General features: G+C 58.7%; 19 protein-coding genes. All 19 read left to right on the plus strand.

Annotated features, from left to right (window positions below):
- Positions 1-38 precede the first annotated feature (38 nt).
- The 19 genes from flhB to G7K71_RS14875 all read left to right on the plus strand — a co-directional run bounded on the left by flhB (position 39) and on the right by G7K71_RS14875 (position 17,539).
- A complete protein-coding gene (flhB, locus tag G7K71_RS14785) occupies positions 39-1,109 on the plus strand; it encodes a flagellar biosynthesis protein FlhB (RefSeq protein WP_166347885.1) in 1,071 nt (356 codons plus the stop codon).
- 336 nt (positions 1,110-1,445) lie between these two features.
- Positions 1,446-3,521 (plus strand): flagellar biosynthesis protein FlhA, encoded by a 2,076-nt coding sequence (flhA, locus tag G7K71_RS14790; RefSeq protein ID WP_166347888.1) that lies wholly within the window; start codon positions 1,446-1,448, stop codon positions 3,519-3,521.
- Positions 3,518-4,807 (plus strand): flagellar biosynthesis protein FlhF, encoded by a 1,290-nt coding sequence (flhF, locus tag G7K71_RS14795; protein ID WP_166347891.1) that lies wholly within the window; start codon positions 3,518-3,520, stop codon positions 4,805-4,807. The genes flhA and flhF overlap by 4 nt, the downstream gene beginning before the upstream one ends.
- Complete coding sequence (locus G7K71_RS14800) at positions 4,782-5,714, plus strand: MinD/ParA family protein (protein ID WP_207712923.1); 933 nt, start codon at positions 4,782-4,784, stop codon at positions 5,712-5,714. The genes flhF and G7K71_RS14800 overlap by 26 nt, the downstream gene beginning before the upstream one ends.
- Before the next feature lie 26 nt (positions 5,715-5,740).
- On the plus strand, positions 5,741-6,385 hold the full coding sequence (locus G7K71_RS14805) for a flagellar brake protein (RefSeq protein ID WP_166347894.1): 645 nt from the start codon (positions 5,741-5,743) through the stop codon (positions 6,383-6,385).
- A 4-nt stretch (positions 6,386-6,389) separates the two neighbouring features.
- Entirely contained in the window at positions 6,390-7,142 is a 753-nt protein-coding gene (locus tag G7K71_RS14810; protein ID WP_166347897.1) for a FliA/WhiG family RNA polymerase sigma factor, read from the plus strand.
- A 91-nt stretch (positions 7,143-7,233) separates the two neighbouring features.
- Positions 7,234-8,004, plus strand: a complete 771-nt coding sequence (locus tag G7K71_RS14815; RefSeq protein ID WP_166347900.1) for a flagellar hook-basal body protein — start codon at positions 7,234-7,236, stop codon at positions 8,002-8,004.
- A gap of 67 nt (positions 8,005-8,071) precedes the next feature.
- Complete coding sequence (gene flgG, locus G7K71_RS14820) at positions 8,072-8,869, plus strand: flagellar basal-body rod protein FlgG (protein ID WP_166347903.1); 798 nt, start codon at positions 8,072-8,074, stop codon at positions 8,867-8,869.
- A gap of 62 nt (positions 8,870-8,931) precedes the next feature.
- Positions 8,932-9,441, plus strand: coding sequence for a chemotaxis protein CheD (locus tag G7K71_RS14825; RefSeq protein ID WP_013822842.1), 510 nt, complete (start codon positions 8,932-8,934; stop codon positions 9,439-9,441).
- 1 nt (position 9,442) lies between these two features.
- Positions 9,443-10,231 (plus strand): protein-glutamate O-methyltransferase CheR, encoded by a 789-nt coding sequence (locus tag G7K71_RS14830; protein WP_166347906.1) that lies wholly within the window; start codon positions 9,443-9,445, stop codon positions 10,229-10,231.
- Positions 10,228-10,857, plus strand: a complete 630-nt coding sequence (locus G7K71_RS14835; protein WP_166347909.1) for a chemotaxis protein CheC — start codon at positions 10,228-10,230, stop codon at positions 10,855-10,857. Before G7K71_RS14830 ends, G7K71_RS14835 begins: the two co-directional genes overlap by 4 nt.
- Before the next feature lie 22 nt (positions 10,858-10,879).
- Entirely contained in the window at positions 10,880-11,254 is a 375-nt protein-coding gene (locus tag G7K71_RS14840; protein WP_166347912.1) for a response regulator, read from the plus strand.
- A 20-nt stretch (positions 11,255-11,274) separates the two neighbouring features.
- Complete coding sequence (gene fliM / locus G7K71_RS14845) at positions 11,275-12,270, plus strand: flagellar motor switch protein FliM (protein WP_166347915.1); 996 nt, start codon at positions 11,275-11,277, stop codon at positions 12,268-12,270.
- Entirely contained in the window at positions 12,257-13,543 is a 1,287-nt protein-coding gene (gene fliY, locus G7K71_RS14850) for a flagellar motor switch phosphatase FliY (protein ID WP_166347918.1), read from the plus strand. The genes fliM and fliY overlap by 14 nt, the downstream gene beginning before the upstream one ends.
- A 174-nt stretch (positions 13,544-13,717) precedes the next feature.
- Positions 13,718-15,289, plus strand: a complete 1,572-nt coding sequence (locus G7K71_RS14855) for an O-antigen ligase family protein (protein WP_166347921.1) — start codon at positions 13,718-13,720, stop codon at positions 15,287-15,289.
- Entirely contained in the window at positions 15,286-15,570 is a 285-nt protein-coding gene (locus G7K71_RS14860) for a type II toxin-antitoxin system HicB family antitoxin (protein WP_207712924.1), read from the plus strand. Before G7K71_RS14855 ends, G7K71_RS14860 begins: the two co-directional genes overlap by 4 nt.
- Positions 15,563-15,808 (plus strand): type II toxin-antitoxin system HicA family toxin, encoded by a 246-nt coding sequence (locus G7K71_RS20285; protein ID WP_166347924.1) that lies wholly within the window; start codon positions 15,563-15,565, stop codon positions 15,806-15,808. The genes G7K71_RS14860 and G7K71_RS20285 overlap by 8 nt, the downstream gene beginning before the upstream one ends.
- Positions 15,809-15,882: 74 nt before the next feature.
- Positions 15,883-16,743 (plus strand): lipopolysaccharide assembly protein LapB, encoded by an 861-nt coding sequence (locus G7K71_RS14870; RefSeq protein ID WP_166347927.1) that lies wholly within the window; start codon positions 15,883-15,885, stop codon positions 16,741-16,743.
- Positions 16,744-16,762: 19 nt separating this feature from the next.
- Positions 16,763-17,539 carry an ABC transporter permease gene (locus G7K71_RS14875; protein ID WP_166347930.1) on the plus strand — a complete coding sequence of 259 codons (777 nt, stop codon included), beginning with the start codon at positions 16,763-16,765 and terminating at the stop codon, positions 17,537-17,539.

The raw sequence follows: 17,539 nt of genomic DNA on the forward strand, positions 1-17,539 counted from the left end.
CACCTGATTTTTAACTTATTGGGAAGAGGGGATGGAGATTGGCCCACGGCGGGGGCGCCCAGCAGAAAACCGAAGCCCCAACCCCAAGGCGATTGCAGGAAGCCAGGCGCAGGGGCCAGGTGCCGAAGAGCCGGGACTTTGCCGCGGCAGTAGTGCTCATGGCGGCTGTCATCCTGGCCTACCTTTTAAGGGGTCCGGCCATGGAAAACTGGCAGAAGGAGCTCACCTGGTATTTCAGCAACTGTCTGGCCTTTGATCTGGCACCCGAACACCTGCCCCGGGTAATTTACGATGTCGCCCGCGGGGCGATATGGATGTGCACGCCGTTTTTTCTGGCGCTCACCGGTGCAGCCCTGGCGGTGCACCTGGTGCAAACAGGCTTCATCTTTGCCCCGGAGGTGATCAAACCCAACCTGGAGCGGCTGAACCCGGTAAGCGGCCTTTCCCGCATGTTCAGCCTGCGCACCCTGGTGGAGCTGGGCAAAAGCATCCTTAAGGTAACGGTGGTGGCGGGGGTCAGTTACCTGGTGGTCAAAGCGCACCTGCCCGAGTTGCTGCTGGTTTTTCACCGTGCCCCCCAGGCGGCCTTCGGTACGGTGACCGGCGTCATGCTGGCGGCGGCCGCGGCCGCGGGCGGCACCTTCCTGCTTCTGGCGATAATTGACCTCTTCTACCAGCGCTGGGAATATATGCGCAGCATGCGCATGACCAAACAGGAGGTAAAGGATGAACTTAAACAGACCGAAGGAGATCCGCTCATCAAAAGCTGGCAAAGGCGCCGCCAGCGGCAGATTCTGCTCAACCGCATCCGTCAGGAAGTGCCCCGGGCTACGGTGGTAATCACCAACCCCACCCACCTGGCGGTAGCCCTGCGCTACGACGAAAAGGAAATGTCCGCTCCCCGGGTGGTGGCCAAAGGAGCCGGGGACCTGGCCCGCCGCATCCGGGAACTGGCCGCCGAGCATAAAGTACCAATCATACATAATCCCGAAGTGGCCCGGACCCTTTACCACCAGGTGGAAATCGGACAGGAAATCCCGGTGGAACTCTACCAGGCCGTAGCCCAGATCCTGGCCCTGGTCTACCGCCTGAAAAAACGGCCGGTGTAAGTTAAGGAGGACGTGAATGTTTAGCAAAACCGTACTGACGAGGGTGCGGCACTGTCCGGAGCGAACGACTTGCGAAGCGCCGGTTACAGCACCCGGTGAAGCGAGGTCGCCGGCTCGGCTCTCGAGGACGCCAAACGAAAGCAAATGGAAGAACACCTGTTGATGACACATCGGGCAGTTTAATATGATCGTGAGGTAACAGTGTCGATGGTAATCCGCAGAGAGCCAGAGCCGGCCCGAAGCGAACCGCGGTGCTGTCGGCGCGAAGCACTGGAGTGAGCGAGGACAGCGCCGCACCCAACCGGGTTCACTGAACATTTACAGGAGGGACAAACCGTGCCCGCACCCGGCACAACCTTGAGATCACAATTGAAACGCAACACAGACCTGCTTATCGCCGGCCTGATCGTGGGCATCGTGCTGATGATCATCATCCCCATGCCCCCCAGGGCCCTGGACGTACTGCTTTCCATCAGCATCACCCTGGGGCTGGTGATCCTGCTGATTACCATGTTTACCACCGAGCCCCTGCAGTTTTCCATCTTTCCGGCCCTGTTGCTGGTGACCACCCTGTACCGTCTGGCACTGAACATCTCCTCCACCCGGCTGATCCTGGGGCAGGGGTACGCGGGCAATGTCATCGACGCCTTCGGGCACTTTGTGGCCGGGGGCAACTACGTGGTGGGATTCATAGTTTTCATTATCATTACCGTCATTCAGTTTGTAGTTATAACCAGCGGTGCCGGCCGGGTGGCCGAGGTGGCCGCCCGGTTCACCCTGGATGCCATGCCCGGCAAGCAGATGAGCATTGACGCCGACTTCAACTCCGGCCTGATCACCGAGGCCGAGGCCCGGGAAAGACGCAGGAGGCTGCAGCGGGAGGCCGATTTTTACGGCGCCATGGATGGTGCCAGCAAATTTGTGCGGGGAGACGCCATCGCCGGCATCATCATCACCCTGATCAACATCCTGGGGGGCATCGCCATCGGTACTCTGCAGATGGGCATGCCCGTATCAGAAGCCCTGCGCACCTTCACCGTGCTTACCATCGGGGACGGGCTGGTGACCCAGGTGCCTTCGGTGCTCATCTCCACCGCCGCCGGCATCCTGGTCACCAGGGCCACCTCCGATGCCAGCTTCGGCACGGACATCTCCCGGCAGTTTACCGGTTTTCCCCGGATCCTCTACCTGGTAGCGGGGATCCTCTTCGTCCTGGGATGCATCCCGGCCATGCCCAACGTTCTTTTCCTCCTGCTCTCGGGAATCAGTTTCGTCGCCGGAAGAACCTTAGTGCAGGAAAAGCAAAGGGAGGAAGCCCGCCGGCAGGAGGCAAGGGCCAAGCAGCAGGTGCAGGAAACCCGCCGGGAACCGGAAAATGTGACCACGTACTTCCAGGTGGACCCCCTGCAAATTGAAATCGGCTACAACCTCATCCCCCTGACCGATGAGTCCCAGGGCGGGGATCTGCTGCACCGGCTGGCGGCAGTGCGCCGGCAGTGCGCCATAGAAATGGGTATTTACGTGCGGCCCATCCGTATCCGGGACAACCTGCAGCTGGCACCCAACGCCTATGTCTTTAAAATCCGTGGGGAACAAACCGCCAGTGGAGAATTGATGCCCGGCTACTACCTGGCGATGGACCCCACGGGGCAGGCCACCGGTATACCCGGCATAGCCACCACCGAACCCACCTTCGGCCTGCCGGCCTGGTGGGTGCCGGCCGGTGAAAAGGAAAGGCTGGAGCTGGCCGGACTTACGGTGGTGGATCCTTCCACCGTTATGGTCACCCACCTGACGGAATTCATCAAGGCCCACGCCCACGAACTGCTGGGCCGCCAGGAAGTGAAGGAACTGCTGGAGGCCATTAAAGAGAAGGATCCGGCGGTGGTGGAAGAACTGGTTCCCGATCTGCTGACCCTGGGCGAAGTGCAGAAGGTGCTGCAAAATCTCCTGCGGGAAAGGGTGCCCATCAGAGACCTGGTGACCATTTGCGAGGCCCTGGCCGATGGAGCCCGCTTAAACCGGGATAGCGATTTTCTTACCGAACACGTACGCAGCCGTCTTTCCCGCACCATCAGCCGGCTCTACCTGACACCAGAAAACAAACTGGCCGTGCTCACCCTGCACCCCCGGATGGAGCAAACCATTACGGATTCCATCCAGCAGACCCAGATCGGGGCCTACCCGGTGCTGGAACCCGGGCTGGCCAGAAAGATCCTGGAAAGGCTGCAGGAGCAGGCCGAAAAGATAAGCCTGAAGGGCCTGACCCCGGTGGTGCTCTGTTCGCCCCGGATAAGGTTGCCCTTCCGGCGGTTGATTGAACGCAGTCTGCCGGCAGTGGCCGTATTATCCCTGAATGAAATCGCACCCGGTATCGAAGTGGAAGTGGTGGGGACGGTGATTGTGGAATGAAAATTAAAAAATATATCGTCAGGGAAATGCAGGAAGCCATGCGCCTGATCAAGGAGGACATGGGACCCGATGCGGTGATTATCGGCAGCTACCGCCTGCCCAGGAAGAGCATTTTTGATTTTTTCCGCCCGCCGCAACTGGAAGTAACCGCGGCTCTGGACGAGCTGCCTGCGGCCCCCGCCCCGGCGGAGCTACCTCCGGGAAGACCGCCCGGGGCTGAGCCTCCTGCCACGAGGGAAGTGGTAACCGCCGGGATGTTTGCCCCGCCTTCGACCACGCCCCCGGAGGTACGGCGTACCCGGAGGGAAGAGGCAATACGGTTGGAAGCGGATGTTTTAAAGATGCATGACCCGGCACAGGCATTGCCTGCCGGTGAAAAAATACCCGAATTCACCTTGGGCACGCCAACCGGACAGGAGGAAAACAATTCCTTCTCCTTTAATACTATCCTGAAACAACAGGAGGAAGCCATGATGGACGGGGACGTTCTTGAAAGATGGCGCCGGCGCCTGCTGGACATGGAAGTGATGGAAGGAGTGGTGGAAAACCTTTTACGCGGTCTCGAGGTAAACGATACCACCGGGGACGGCGAGGACTTTTTGCTCCTGCAAATAAAGGGACGGCTGGCCTCCCTGGTGGAAGATGTCTATTCTGCACGGGACCACAGCGGCAAAATCTATGCCTTTATCGGCCCCACGGGAGTGGGCAAAACCACCACCCTGGCCAAACTGGCCACCAGACAGGCCCTTTTCGACCAGAAAAAAATAGCGCTAATCGCCGTGTACAGCCACCGCTTCGGGGTAGTAGAGGAACTGAAATTTTACGGCCAGACGATCGGCGTGCCTGTAGAAGTGGTAATGACTCCAGCTGAACTGGCATCGGCAGTGGAAGCCCATCAAGACAAAGAAGCCGTTTTCGTCGATACAGAGGGCATTTCCTGCCGCAATGCCAGTGAGCTGCTTAAATTAAAAGGGTTTATGGACGCCCTGCCGCCGTCCCGCCGGATCTTCCTTGTCTTAAGCGCCACCACCCGCAACCGGGATCTTTTACATATGGCCCGGGAATTTGCCCGGGTGGGATATTCGGAGTTCATCTTTACCAAACTGGACGAAACCCTAACCCGGGGAGGGGCGTTAAACCTGATCCACCAGATGCGCCGCCCGCTGGCCTACGTCACCAACGGGCAGAATGTCCCCGATGATATCGCCGGCATAACCCCCCGGCGCCTGGCCGCCCTCCTCCTGGAGGGGGGCGAAAACAATGTGGGGGCGGGCTTCCGGGGTTAAGGGGGGGCGCATCTTCGGCCGCGTACCGGGTGGCAGCCCCCCGGCAGGCGTCAGCCCGGATGAAGACGTGGTTCCGTCAGCGGAGTCCCGGACTGCCGTGGCCCGGGTCATCGCCGTCACCAGCGGCAAAGGCGGGGTGGGCAAAAGCAACCTGACGGTAAACCTGGGGCTGGCTCTGGCCGCTTTAAACCAGCAGGTGATTATCCTGGACGCCGACCTGGGCCTGGCCAATGTGGAAGTACTCCTGGGAATAAGCCCTCCCTGCACCCTCTACGACTGCCTCTACAGGGACCGGGATATCCGGGAAGTGCTGGTGCCTGCCCCGGGAGGAGTGCAGTTCATTTCCGGCGGTTCCGGTTTTCTGGAACTGGCCAACCTGGACCGGGCCCGCTGGCAAAGGCTGCTTGCATCCCTGACCCTTCTGGACAACCTGGCCGACTTCATTCTCATCGATACGGGGGCGGGTCTTTCCAAAAATGTGCTGGGCTTTCTGGCCGCTGCCGGGGAAGTAATTGTGGTTCTTACCCCTGAACCCACCTCCCTCATGGACGGTTACAGCCTGATCAAGGTGCTGGCACGTTTCAAGGTCCACCGGGAGGTGCTGCTCGTGGTCAACCGGGCCGGCAGCGAACAGGAGGCCCGGGCCACGGTCAGGCGGGTGGAAATGGCGGCCGACCGCTTTCTGGGCCTGCCGGTCGTCTACCTGGGTGCCATTAATGAAGACCGGGCGGTGATCCGGGCCGTGCGGAACCAGAGGCCTTTTTACCTGGCGGAGCCCCGCTCCCAGCCGGCCAGAAGTGTAGCCGCCATGGCCCGCTGCCTCACCGGCGGCGGGTCCCGGGAGGAACCGCCCCGGCCGGGATTACGGGGCTTTGTCCAGCGCCTGGCCAGGCTGTTTGACCGTTAGGGAAACTGTACGGGAGGTTACGCATATTGTTGGACCAGCTCAGGATCAACCAGAAGATACAGGTGGCAAGGGAGGGGGAAAGGGACTGGTATGCCTCCACCATCCAGGACATCAAAGGCGGTGAACTGCACATCGCCCTGCCCCGCCTGCGGGGGGATGTGCTCGTCCTGACGCCGGGCGATAATGTAAAGGTCCGTTTTTTCGACGAAAACGCCAGCTTCATTTTCCCCGCCCGCTGCCTGGGGCGTACCATAGAAGCCATACCCCTTTACCGCCTGGCTCCCACGGGAGATTGCCAGCGGGTGCAGCAGCGCCAGCACGTGCGGTTGAAGACTCTCCTCGAGGTCCACTACGCCCATCCTCCGGAGAAAAACCGCCGCCCTCAGTATAAAAAAGCCTTTACGGTGGACATCAGCGGCGGGGGTATGCTTCTGGCCGTGGACGAACCGGTCCTGCCCGGCAGGGAACTGCTGGTGGAGTTCAACCTGCCCCTGCGCACCGGTGCCCGGAAGATGGAACTCCGGGGCCGGGTGGTGCGTCTTCAGGAAAGGGAAAATTCAAAATACCACGTGGCCCTGGAGTTTGTGGATATTACAACCGCCCAGCAGGATCTGATCATGCGCTACATTTTCCAGTGCATGGCCGAACAGGCCCGGCTCACCAGGATGTGAGAGCGTGGATAATAAGGAGAAGCTCTGGCAGGAGTACAAGCGAACGAAGAGCCCGGAAATCCGTCACCAGCTCATCCTCTCTTATCTCTGGCTGGTCAAGTACCTGGCAGGCCGGCTGGCCGTCAAGCTGCCTGCGTGCTTGAGCCAGGAGGACCTGGAAAGCTGCGGTATTTTTGGATTAATAGAAGCAATCGACAAATTCGACCCCGATATGGGGTGCGATTTTGAAGCCTACGCCAGCATCCGGGTGCGGGGAGCCATGCTGGATGAGGTGCGCCGGGCAAACTGGATGCCCCGCACCCTGTGGTACAAATTACAGCGGCTCAGGGTTGCCCGGGAGAAGCTGGAAAACATACACCAGGAAAAGGTATCCATGGAGGCAGTGGCGCAGGAAATGGGTATTTCCCAGGCCGAAGTGCACTACCTGGACAGCCAGCTGTACCGACTGTTCACCCTTTCCCTGGATGAAATGGTGGCCGCGGGCAACGGTGAGCCCGTCCGGCTGGGGGACCTGTTGCCCGACGAAACCAGCCCCGACCCCCTGGACCGCATCACCGAGGAGGAAAACAAGGAACTTCTGGCCCGCGCCGTGGCCAGCCTGCCGGAAAAGGACCAGCTGGTGCTGGCCCTGTACTACCAGGAGGGGCTTACTTTAAAGGAAATTGGTGCCGTGCTGGAAGTTTCCGAATCAAGGGTCTGCCAGCTGCACAGCCGGGCCATCAACCGCCTGCGCAAGAAGCTGGCGGAACTGAGCTAGCTGAAGGCGCGGAGCACCGGAGCGATCGGAAGACAACGCCGTGCCTGGCGAATTAGTCACACTAAATCTCCAACAAGGGGGAACCCTGATCATGATCCGTGGCATTTATACCGCCGCTTCCGGCCTGGGCGTGCAGCAGGCCCGGCTGGACGTGCTGGCCAACAACCTGGCCAACGCCTCCACCAGCGGCTTCAAGGCAGACGGCGTCATTCAAAAACCTTTTCCCGAACTCCTGCTGGTGGAACAGCAGGACCGGGGACCCGCGACAATCGGGCCCCGCTGGCGCTACGTGGGCGTAACCAACCAGGGCGCAGCGGTCACCCGGGTGGTAACCAATTTTTCCCCCGGTTCCCTGAAGCCGACGGGCAAAAACACCCACCTGGCCCTGGCCACCGCCAATACATTTCTGGTGGTCCAAACACCACAGGGGGAACGTTACACCCGGGACGGCGACCTGGCGATAGACAGCGAGGGCTACCTGGTGGACTCCCGGGGCAACCGGGTGCTGGGAGAAGCCGGCCCGGTGCAGGTGGGGAACGACGATTTCCACATAACTGCCGGGGGAGAAATCATCCGGCCCGGGCAGGGAACGATAGACCGCCTGCGTATTGTACAATTTGCCGATCTCAACCTGCTGACCAAAACCGGAGACAACTACTATACGGCTCCGGCCGGCAGCGCCCAACCGGCGGTCAATCCCGAAGTGCGCCAGGGCTATCTCGAAGGAGCCAATGTGGATCCCGCCGCTTCCATGGTGCAGCTGGTCAGCGCCATCCGTTCCTACGAGGCCAACCAGCGCCTGCTCCAGGCCCAGGACCAGCTTCTGGACCTGGCGGTCAACCGGGTGGGAGCGCTGCGGTAACGCCGCTCCTTAACATGGAAACGACCTGCCGCCCGGGCGATAAGACATATCTTTGTGAGGTGATCCCATGCTGCGAGCCCTTTCGACCGGTGCTGCGGGGCTAACTGCCCAGCAGATCCGCCTGGATACCTGCGCCAACAACCTGGCCAACATAAACACATACGGCTACAAAAAGCAGGGGGTCAGTTTTGCCGACCTGCTCTACCAGGAAATGGGCCGGGAAGGTATACCCGCCGAAAGGGTGACCCCGCCGGGAGCAAACACCCCCGGCCCCACGCCCCCGGAGGGAAGTGGTGTGCGGGTGGCCGCCGTTTCCCGGGACTTTCGCCCCGGCGGCCTGGCCCGCACCAACCGGCCGCTTGATGTGGCCATCCAGGGCGAAGGTTTTCTCCGGGTGCTTCTTCCCGGCGGCGAATACGCCTACACCAGAAATGGCAGGTTTACCGTGAGTTCTGACGGGCGCCTGATCACTGAACAGGGTTATCCCCTGGAACCGGAAATAATTTTGCCCCCCGGATATCAGTCCGTCACCCTTCATTCCGACGGGCGGGTGACGATAATAAACAATGACCGGCAGGAAGAAGCAGGCCGGCTTACCCTTTACTCCTTTACCAACCCGGCAGGTCTTGCCGCCCGGGGGGAAAACCTCTACCTGGCCACGGCAGCCAGCGGCGAAGCAACGGAATATTACCCGGGAACCGGCGGCGCGGGTACTTTAATCCAGGGCTGTTTGGAGGCCTCCAACGCAGACCTGACCACCGAGTTAACCGGACTTATCGAAGCCCAGCGCGCCTACCAGATGGATTTACGGGTAATCAGCTCGGCCGATGAAATGTGGAGTATGGCCAACAACCTGCGCAAGTAAAACCGGTACCTGCCCGGGACAGCCGAAAAACCCCGGCAGGCAGCCTCAAAAGGAGGAATGGAATGGAGCCGGCCAAGGTCGCCAGCGACCCTGTGGAAATACAGGTCGGCATAGCCGACTATAAAATCGGCAGGGACCCGGCCCGGCTGATTACCCTGGGCCTAGGTTCCTGCGTGGGAGTCAGCCTCTACGATCCCGTGCTCAAACTGGGCGGGCTTTTACACCTGATGCTCCCCGACAGCACCCAGTTCAGCAACGTCACCAAGCCGGCCAAATTTGCCGATCTGGGCATTCCGCTGTTGATTGACGAGATGAGAAAAAACGGTGCCCATTTGAACCGCCTGCAGGCCAAGCTGGTGGGGGGAGCCCAGATGTTCTCGGGTCTGGACAACAAAATGATCCTGAATATCGGACAGCGCAACGTGGAAAAGGCCCGGGCGCTGTTAAAAGAAGCGGGTATTCCCATCCTGGCCGAAGAGGTGGGAGGCAACCGGGGGCGAACCATGATTTTCGACACCAGCAATGGCCAGGTAAGCATCCGCATGCTGGGGAGCAAATTGAAGGTGATTTGACATGGATTTTGCCCGGTTCAAAGAAATGGTGCGCCAGCACTTTCGCCTTGACCTGAACAGCTACAAGGAAACCCAGCTCAAAAGGCGGCTGGATGCCTACCTGGTGCGGCAACAGCTTGCCGGTTATGGAGCATTATTCCAGAAGCTGAAGGATGATTCCCAGGCCTACCAATCCTTTTTAGATTATCTAACCATAAACGTGTCGGAGTTTTTCCGGGACCCGGAAAGGTTCCGGGAACTGGAGAGCATTATTTTACCCGCCCTTTTAAAAGAAAAAAGAACGCTGAAAATATGGAGCGCCGGGTGCGCAACGGGCGCCGAACCATACTCGGTAGCCATCATCCTGGAAGAGCTTACCCCGGGACACCTGCACCACCTGGAGGCCACGGACATAGATCAAAACATCCTGGTCAAAGCAAAAGAGGGCCGGTATCCTCCCGAGGCTGTACGCAACGTCAGCCCGCAGCGGCTGGCCCGGTTTTTTGACCGGGAAAACGGTTTTTACGTTATTAATGAAAAGTTTCGCCGGCGGGTGACCTTCCGCCGCCACGACCTGCTGAACGATCCCTTCGGCCAGGGCTATGACCTGATCCTGTGCCGCAACGTAACCATTTATTTCACCCGGGAAGCCCAGGACAGGTTGAACGAGAAACTTGTCCGGGCCCTGGCGCCAGAAGGGGTACTATTCATTGGGGGAAGTGAAATGATTTTTAATTATCACCAGCTGGGGCTGGAAAAGGTGCGTACCTGTTTTTACCGCAAGCGGGGAGCAAAGGGGGGGGAGTCTTGAGCTACAGGCCTCTTTCACCGGTGGAACTGGACGCCCTCAAGGAGATCGGCAATATCGGGTTGGGTAATGCGGTGACCTCCCTGGCCCAGTTAATCAACCGCCGGGTGAACATGCGCGTACCTCGCAGCAGCTTTCTGCCCTTTGAAGAAATGATTGAGCTGGTGGGCGGATACGAGGAGCTGGTGGGGTGCGTGAGCCTGCGTGTGCTGGGCGATGCGCCGGGAATAGTCTTATATATTTTTGACGGGGAAAGCACCCTCCACCTGGTGGACATGCTCATGGGGCTGCCGGTGGGAACCACCGGGGAACTGGACGAATTGGCCCAGTCGGCAATAAAGGAAATCGGCAACGTACTCACCGGCTCTTTTGTCAGTGCCATCAGCATGATGACCGGCCTGAACATGGTCACCACCGTGCCCCTGTTTGCCTTCGACATGCTGGGGGCGGTGCTGACTTCCCTGATGGTGGCCGCCGGCAGGGTGGAAGACCAGGTGCTGGTTATTGAAACCGAGCTATTCCACGATGATGAAACATTGATTAAGGGGCACTTTTTCCTGCTCACCGAACCGGGTGCCATCGACCGGCTGATGGCCGCTCTCGGGTTCAGCGAAGGGCAGGGCTCTTAATATATGTGAGGGGGAAACAGCATTGGGTAAAAGGATCCTGGTGGTGGACGACGCCGCCTTCATGCGCATGATGATTAAAAACATCGTCACCAAAAACGGCTATGAAGTGGCGGGGGAAGCTGAAAACGGCAAGCAGGCTGTTGAGAAGTACGCCGAATTAAAGCCCGATATTGTCACCATGGACATCACCATGCCCGAGATGGACGGCATTGAGGCGGTGAAGGCCATTAGAACCATTGATCCCAACGCCAGCATCATCATGGTCAGCGCCATGGGCCAGCAGGCCATGGTCATGGACGCCATCCAGGCCGGGGCCAGGGATTTCATCGTCAAGCCCTTCCAGCAGGACCGTCTCCTGCAGGCCATTGAGCGGGTACTGGCCCGCTCCCGCAAGTAAGGCAAAGGGAGGCGTACTGAATGCAGGAAGTCCTGAGCCAGGGGGAAATAGATTCCCTGCTGGCGGCCCTCACCTCCGGTGAACTGAGCCTGGAGGAGGCAAAGAAACCCCCGGCTCCCGCGGTAAAATCCTACGACTTCCGCCGGCCGAATAAATTTTCCAAAGAACACCTGCGCACCCTGGAAATGCTGCACCAGCATTTTGCCCGGCTTTTGTCAAGTTTCCTTTCCGGCTACCTGCGGGCCGCGGCCAACGTGGAACTGGCTTCGGTGGGGCAGATGATCTATGAAGAATTCATCCGCTCCATTCCCAGCCCTACGGCCCTGGCCGTTTTCAGTTTGAACCCCCTGGAAGGTTCGGCACTGATGGAAATCAACGCCCAGGTGGTTTTTCCCATGCTGGACCTGCTTTTCGGCGGGCCGGGCACCTCCACGGATCAGATGCGGGAACTGACCGAGATCGAGGTGACGGTGGTAAAACGGCTGGTAGAACGTATTCTGGAGCACCTGGCCCAGGCCTGGCACGATTTCTACTCCGTGGAGCCGGAAGTCCAGGCCATCGAAACCAACCCCAGAATGCAGCAACTGTATTCACCCAATGAGGTGGTGGCCCTGATCACCTTTGCCGTGTCCATCAACGAGGAAGAGCGGGGTTTTATCAACCTGTGCCTGCCGTACATATTGATGGAGCCGGTGATATCCCGGCTTTCGGTGCGCCAGCAGTTCAGCCGCCAGGTGGGAGCACCACGCCCCGAGGACATGGAGCGGCTGGGTTACTGGCTGGGCTTTTCCCGGGTGGAACTGCAGGTGATCCTGGGGGAAACGGAAATCACCGTACATGAATTGCTGCAACTGCAGGAAGGTGACGTGCTGGTGTTGAACCGCCATCTAAACCAGGACCTGGACCTTTACGTGGAAGGGGAACGTAAATTCGGCGTGCAGGCCGGCCGGGTGGGGCAAAACCTGGCGGTGCAGGTGGTATCGCTCAACGGGGAGGAAATGAATGGTGCCGGATAATAACCAGTTTTTAAGCCAGGAAGAAATAGACGCCCTGTTAAAGGCTGCTGCCGGGGAACCTTCGCCGGAAGAGGAGCCGCAGGCCGGACAGGGGGCGGAAGAAGCGGCGGCCACGGCTGCGCCTGCCCTGGAAGAGGAGATCCCGGCAGCCGGCCCCGGGGAAACTCCGGAACCGGCACCCGGGGAACCGGCAGGCACCAGCCAGGCAGCGGGTGAAGCGCCCACCGCAGGCTGCAGGCCGGCGGAAGACCTGACCCCCGAGGAAAGGGACGCCCTGGGGGAAATCGGCAACATCTCCATGGGTTCCGCAGCCACCACCCTGTCCGAACTGCTGAACCAGAAAGTAACCATTACCAGCCCCCGGGTGCTTACCTGTACGCAGGAGGAGTTTTTTGCGGGCTTCAAGGTCCCCTACGTGATCATCCAGGTGGAGTTCAAAGAGGGGCTCAAGGGGTTCAACGTGCTCATCATCCAGTTAAAGGACGCCATGGTCATGGCCGATTTGATGATGGGCGGCGACGGCACCAATGTGGCCGAGCAGATTTCCGAACTGGAGCTTTCAGCCGCATCGGAAGCCATGAACCAGATGATCGGCACCGCCTCCACCTCCCTGGCCACCATCTTCCGCCGTACCATCAACATCTCCCCACCCCAGACCACGGTACTGGAGGTGTCCGAAGGAGGGGCCGGTTACCGGCTGCCCACCGAAGACCCCATTGTCGTGGTTTCCTTCAAGATGACCATCGGCGATCTGGTGGATACGGAGATCATGCAGATCATGAGTCTGGAGACGGCCAAAGAGGAGGCCGCCATGCTTTTAGAGCAGTTAATGGCGCAAACGGCGGCCCCCGCCCCGGAACCGGCGGTCGGAAGGCAGAAGGCCGTTCCGCCCCCTGAACCACAGCCGGCGGCTGCCCGGGCGGAACCACCCCCGGCAAGGGCTGTGGGGGCACCGCCTGGGGGCGATGAAAGGCGTGCTTTTGGCACCTTAAGCGAAGAGGAACAGCGTAAGCTGGAGCTGTTGCTGGACATCCCCTTAAAGGTCAGTGTAGTCTTGGGCCGCACCCGGCGGCCAATTAAAGAGGTGCTGGGTCTAACTCCGGGAGCCATTGTGGAACTTTCTTCCCTGGTGGATGAACCGGTGGAAGTGCTGGTGAACGGCACCCTGGTGGCCCGGGGGGAAGTGGTGGTGGTCAACGAAAACTTCGGGGTGCGCATCACCAGCATCATCAGCCCGGAAGAGCGGGTGGAACAGCTGGGAACGCGATATTGATTAACCAAGGCGGGTAGAAACCCCGCCTTGAAAAGTAAACGGAATGTACTTTTCTGCAGGAAGATTTTACAATAAAAAAGAAGTTGGATGCAGGAATTAGGGAATTATTGTAGAATGCTGTAATTTGTGCCTTAAGAGTCCTGACAAAATTTTGTAACACAAAGGAGCTAGACCATGGCCAAAGCAACTGCCACAACCTCCCGGGTAAATCGCACAAGGGAATTGGCTGCAATGACGGCGACTGCCCGCCCCTGGATCTACCAGGTTTCTTTTTGGGGACTGGCGGCGCTGCTCTTTTTCCCACCCTTTTTCCGGGGTCTCTTCTTCCCTCCCGAGCAGGAACTGGCCCTGATGGGCGCGGCGGTAATCTTCTGGTTCACCTGGCTCTGGAAGCACGGGCAGCGGGATTACAGCTTTCTATCGCACCCGCTGGACTATTTCACCCTGGCCCTGCCGCTGGTGTACGTTATTGCCGCCTTCGGGGCGGTCAACTATGGCCTGGCGGTGGACGAAATTGTCAAGAACATCCTGTATTTCCTGGCCTACTGGGTGGCCGTTCAGGTGGTGGAACAGGAAGAAGACGCCGGCCGCCTGCTGCATGTCATTTATCTGGCTGCCGCCGGTGTAGCATTGGCCGGTCTCTTCACGGCCACCGGTCTGGTATATATAAAGGACGGTTTTCTAAACGGGCGCATTTATTCCACCTTCCAGTACCCCAACGCCCTGGCCAGCTACCTGGCCCTGGCGGGCTTCCTGGGGCTGTTCCTGTGGGCGCACTATGGTTCCCGCACCGTGGGGGAAAGCATCACTGACCGGGTGCTGCTCAAAACCCTGCCCCGGCGCCTGCTGGAATGCCGGCCGTACGGGTATTTTTACGCCGCGGCCAACTTCATCATCCTGGCCGTGCTCTTCGGCACCAAATCCCGCGGCGGCCTGCTCATCACCGGCGCGGTGTTCGTGCTCTACCTGATCGGGCTGCACTGGCAAAAACGGCTGCCCGTACTGCTGCATGCGCTGTATGTGGGCGGCCTGGGTTATACTGCATCCCATAAGTTCATCGCGGCAGCCATGGCCAAGCAGATGGGAACGGCCTGGCTCTGGATCTTGGGCGGGCTGGCCCTGGTTCTGGCCGGACAGTGGGCTTATGGCTTTGCGGAAAGGCGCTTTTTATCTCCGTGGTTTGAAGATAAAAAGCGGGTGAATATGGCTTTAGCCTCCATTATACTGGCCTGTTTGGTTGCAGGCGCGGCGGTGCTGACCACACACCCCGAGGTTATGGAAAAGGTAACCAGCTTTACTTATTTGCGCAACGCTTTTTCACGTGCCTATTTTGTTAAAGATGCCATGATCATGATCAAGGATCGCCCCCTTCTGGGCTGGGGTGGGGGCGGTTGGGAAGAAGCCTACCGGGCCTACCAGGGCTACCTGTACAACTCCAACGAGGTACACAGCCACTACTTCCAGGTGGCCGTGGAAACGGGTGTTGTGGGATTACTGGTGCTGCTGGGCATCTGGGTCTCCTATCTGTGGGCCGCCCACCGGGCGTACTGGAAGGCGCCCGCCGGCAGTACCAGCCGGGCCATGGTCTGGGCCATGACTGCCGGAGCCCTGGCCGTGGGCCTGCACGCAGCAGTTGACTTCGACCTGTCCCTGTCCGCCCTCACCCTGGCCTTGTGGACTCTCTTTGCCTGCGTCAGGGTTCTGGGTTATAATCGAAACAGGGAAATAAGTGGGGAAGGTGAATGATGATGCAATTCCGTAATGGCTTTTTTACTTTCGTTTTAAAGAAAAGTGGCGGGTACTGGGTGGCCTTATGTCTGGAAAATGGCCTGATCGGCCAGGGAAAAACAAAGGACGAGGCTGTTTTCAAATTAAAAGAAGCCATTGACTCTTTCGAAGATGCCCGCAGGGAAGATCCCGAAATTTACACGGCACCAGTTCCAATAAATGAATTACATGAGTTTTTATCAATGCCTTCTGATGAACCTGTACCTGAATACTTCGAACTGAGGGCAATCCATGCCTAAAAGCGTCCCCTCACTTAAAGTTAAGGAACTTATTCGATTGTTGGAATCCCGCGGCTGTAAGTATTATCGTGAGGGTAAAGGGGACCACCGATTATATGTACGATATTTAAAGGGACGGAAAATTGTGGTACCCATTGATATGGGTGCCGGTGAGTTTTCCCCAGTGGTAGTATTACGCATACTACGACAGTTTCATTTCAGTGACGAAGAAATAGATTCAGTATTTAAGGGCTGGTAAACATGGCCAAAAAAGCTAAACGCAAGAAGATCATACATGCTACAGGTGGACCTGCTCAAACAGCAGTTACCTCATTGCGGCCGCTAAAAAGCGCCAAGACCCAAACTTCAAATCCGGTCGCCCTGGCCGCAGCCACCGTTGCCGGCGCCATAGTGTTCCTTTTTGCCTTCTTCCTGGCCTCTGCCGGCAGCTATGCCAGCCAGGCGGCCGGATACCTGCAGCAGGGAAACGTCCAGCAGGGCCTGGCCGCCATGCAGAAGGCAGCCGCTTATAATCCTTTCAATGCCGACTACCATACCGTCCTGATGCGCATCTACCTGGGTACGGGTAAGCCACAGCAGGCCCTGGAGGAGGCCCGCCGGGCCGCCGCCTTAAGCCGTTACAGCGCTGGCCGCCAGGCCGATCTCGCCCGGGCCTCCCTGGCCGCCGGCAGGTACCCGGACGCTGTCAACTATGCCCGCCGGGCACTGGAGCTGGCACCCTATCAAATTGCCTGGTACGAAACTTTTGCAACAACCTGTGCCGCCGCCGGCAGGGGTGAACTGCAGGCAGGCAACAGGGATGCCGCCCGCCGGCACCTGGAAGAAGCCCTGAAGGTACCGGAGATGATCCAGGCCCGGGTGGCGGGACTGGGGGAAGAAGAGAAGAAGCTCTGGGTAGACGCTCCCATGCTCTCCGTTACGCCCGGGGTGCACCTGGAGATGGGGCAGGCCCGGTACCTGCTGGGTGACCTGCCGGGAGCGGAAAAAAGCCTGCAGGCCGCTCTTCAGGATAGTCAGTTGAAAGGCGAAGCATCCCTCTGGCTGGCCCTGGTGAGAGAAAAGCAGGGTAAAACGGAGGAAGCAAAAAAGCTGGTAAAGGAAGCCGGGCAGATAAACAAAAGTTTTGAAGCGGCTTTTCAGCAGTTGAAGGCAGTCCCGACCTTGCAGGGATAAATCAAGCAGGTGCAATAATATGTGTGAGCAGATCAAAGAGATTTACGCCTACAGGGAAATGCTCAGAAATCTGGTGGCCAAAGAGCTCCGGGCACGCTACAAAGGGTCGGTGCTCGGTTTTTTGTGGACATTCTTCAATCCTCTTTTGATGCTGGTCGTTTATAACGTCGTATTTTCTTTTGTCATGCGGGCTCAAATTGAAAATTACGCCATGTTTCTTTTTGTAGCCCTTTTACCCTGGAACTATCTTTCGGTCTCAGTCCTCCAGGGAGCGGCCAGCCTGGTGCAGAACGGCGCCCTGATTAAAAAAATCTACTTCCCCCGGGAGGTCCTGCCCCTCTCGGTGGTCCTGGCCAATCTGGTCAACTATTTGTTAAGCCTATTAATCCTCATTCCGGCCCTTCTGGCCTTCAAAATTAAGCTCACCGCAGCGCTCCTGGCCTTCCCGGCAGTGCTGCTGGTGGAAACCATGCTGGTGACTTCCCTGGCCCTCTGTGTTTCGGTGGCCAACGTTTACTTCCGGGACCTGGAGCACATCCTGGGTATTTTGATGACCGTGTGGTTTTTCCTCACCCCCGTGCTCTACCCGGTGGACATAATACCGGCAAGAGTGAAGCCCTTTTTCAACCTCAATCCCGCCACCCCCTTGATGGAAGCCTACCGGGCCATTTTCTTTTACGGCCGCTGGCCCGACTGGACGTCCCTGGGCTACCTGGCCGCGGGCCTGGCAGTTCTTTTGACGCTGAGCCTGATTTTCTTCAGCCGGCTGCAGCGCAACATAGCCGAAGAAATTTAA

It is taken from the genome of Desulfofundulus sp. TPOSR (assembly GCF_011393055.1).
Classification (GTDB): domain Bacteria; phylum Bacillota; class Desulfotomaculia; order Desulfotomaculales; family Desulfovirgulaceae; genus Desulfofundulus; species Desulfofundulus kuznetsovii.

Excerpts from the sequence above, each read along its gene's own strand:
- G7K71_RS14830 (WP_166347906.1), top strand. The coding sequence starts at position 9,443 with ATGGATTTTGCCCGGTTCAAAGAAATGGTGCGCCAGCACTTTCGCCTT.
- G7K71_RS14825 (WP_013822842.1), top strand. The coding sequence starts at position 8,932 with ATGGAGCCGGCCAAGGTCGCCAGCGACCCTGTGGAAATACAGGTCGGC.
- G7K71_RS20285 (WP_166347924.1), top strand. The coding sequence starts at position 15,563 with ATGCCTAAAAGCGTCCCCTCACTTAAAGTTAAGGAACTTATTCGATTG.
- flgG (WP_166347903.1), top strand. The coding sequence starts at position 8,072 with ATGCTGCGAGCCCTTTCGACCGGTGCTGCGGGGCTAACTGCCCAGCAG.
- G7K71_RS14800 (WP_207712923.1), top strand. The coding sequence starts at position 4,782 with ATGTGGGGGCGGGCTTCCGGGGTTAAGGGGGGGCGCATCTTCGGCCGC.
- fliM (WP_166347915.1), top strand. The coding sequence starts at position 11,275 with ATGCAGGAAGTCCTGAGCCAGGGGGAAATAGATTCCCTGCTGGCGGCC.
- flhF (WP_166347891.1), top strand. The coding sequence starts at position 3,518 with ATGAAAATTAAAAAATATATCGTCAGGGAAATGCAGGAAGCCATGCGC.
- G7K71_RS14855 (WP_166347921.1), top strand. The coding sequence starts at position 13,718 with ATGGCCAAAGCAACTGCCACAACCTCCCGGGTAAATCGCACAAGGGAA.
- G7K71_RS14860 (WP_207712924.1), top strand. The coding sequence starts at position 15,286 with ATGATGATGCAATTCCGTAATGGCTTTTTTACTTTCGTTTTAAAGAAA.
- G7K71_RS14875 (WP_166347930.1), top strand. The coding sequence starts at position 16,763 with ATGTGTGAGCAGATCAAAGAGATTTACGCCTACAGGGAAATGCTCAGA.
- fliY (WP_166347918.1), top strand. The coding sequence starts at position 12,257 with ATGGTGCCGGATAATAACCAGTTTTTAAGCCAGGAAGAAATAGACGCC.
- G7K71_RS14815 (WP_166347900.1), top strand. The coding sequence starts at position 7,234 with ATGATCCGTGGCATTTATACCGCCGCTTCCGGCCTGGGCGTGCAGCAG.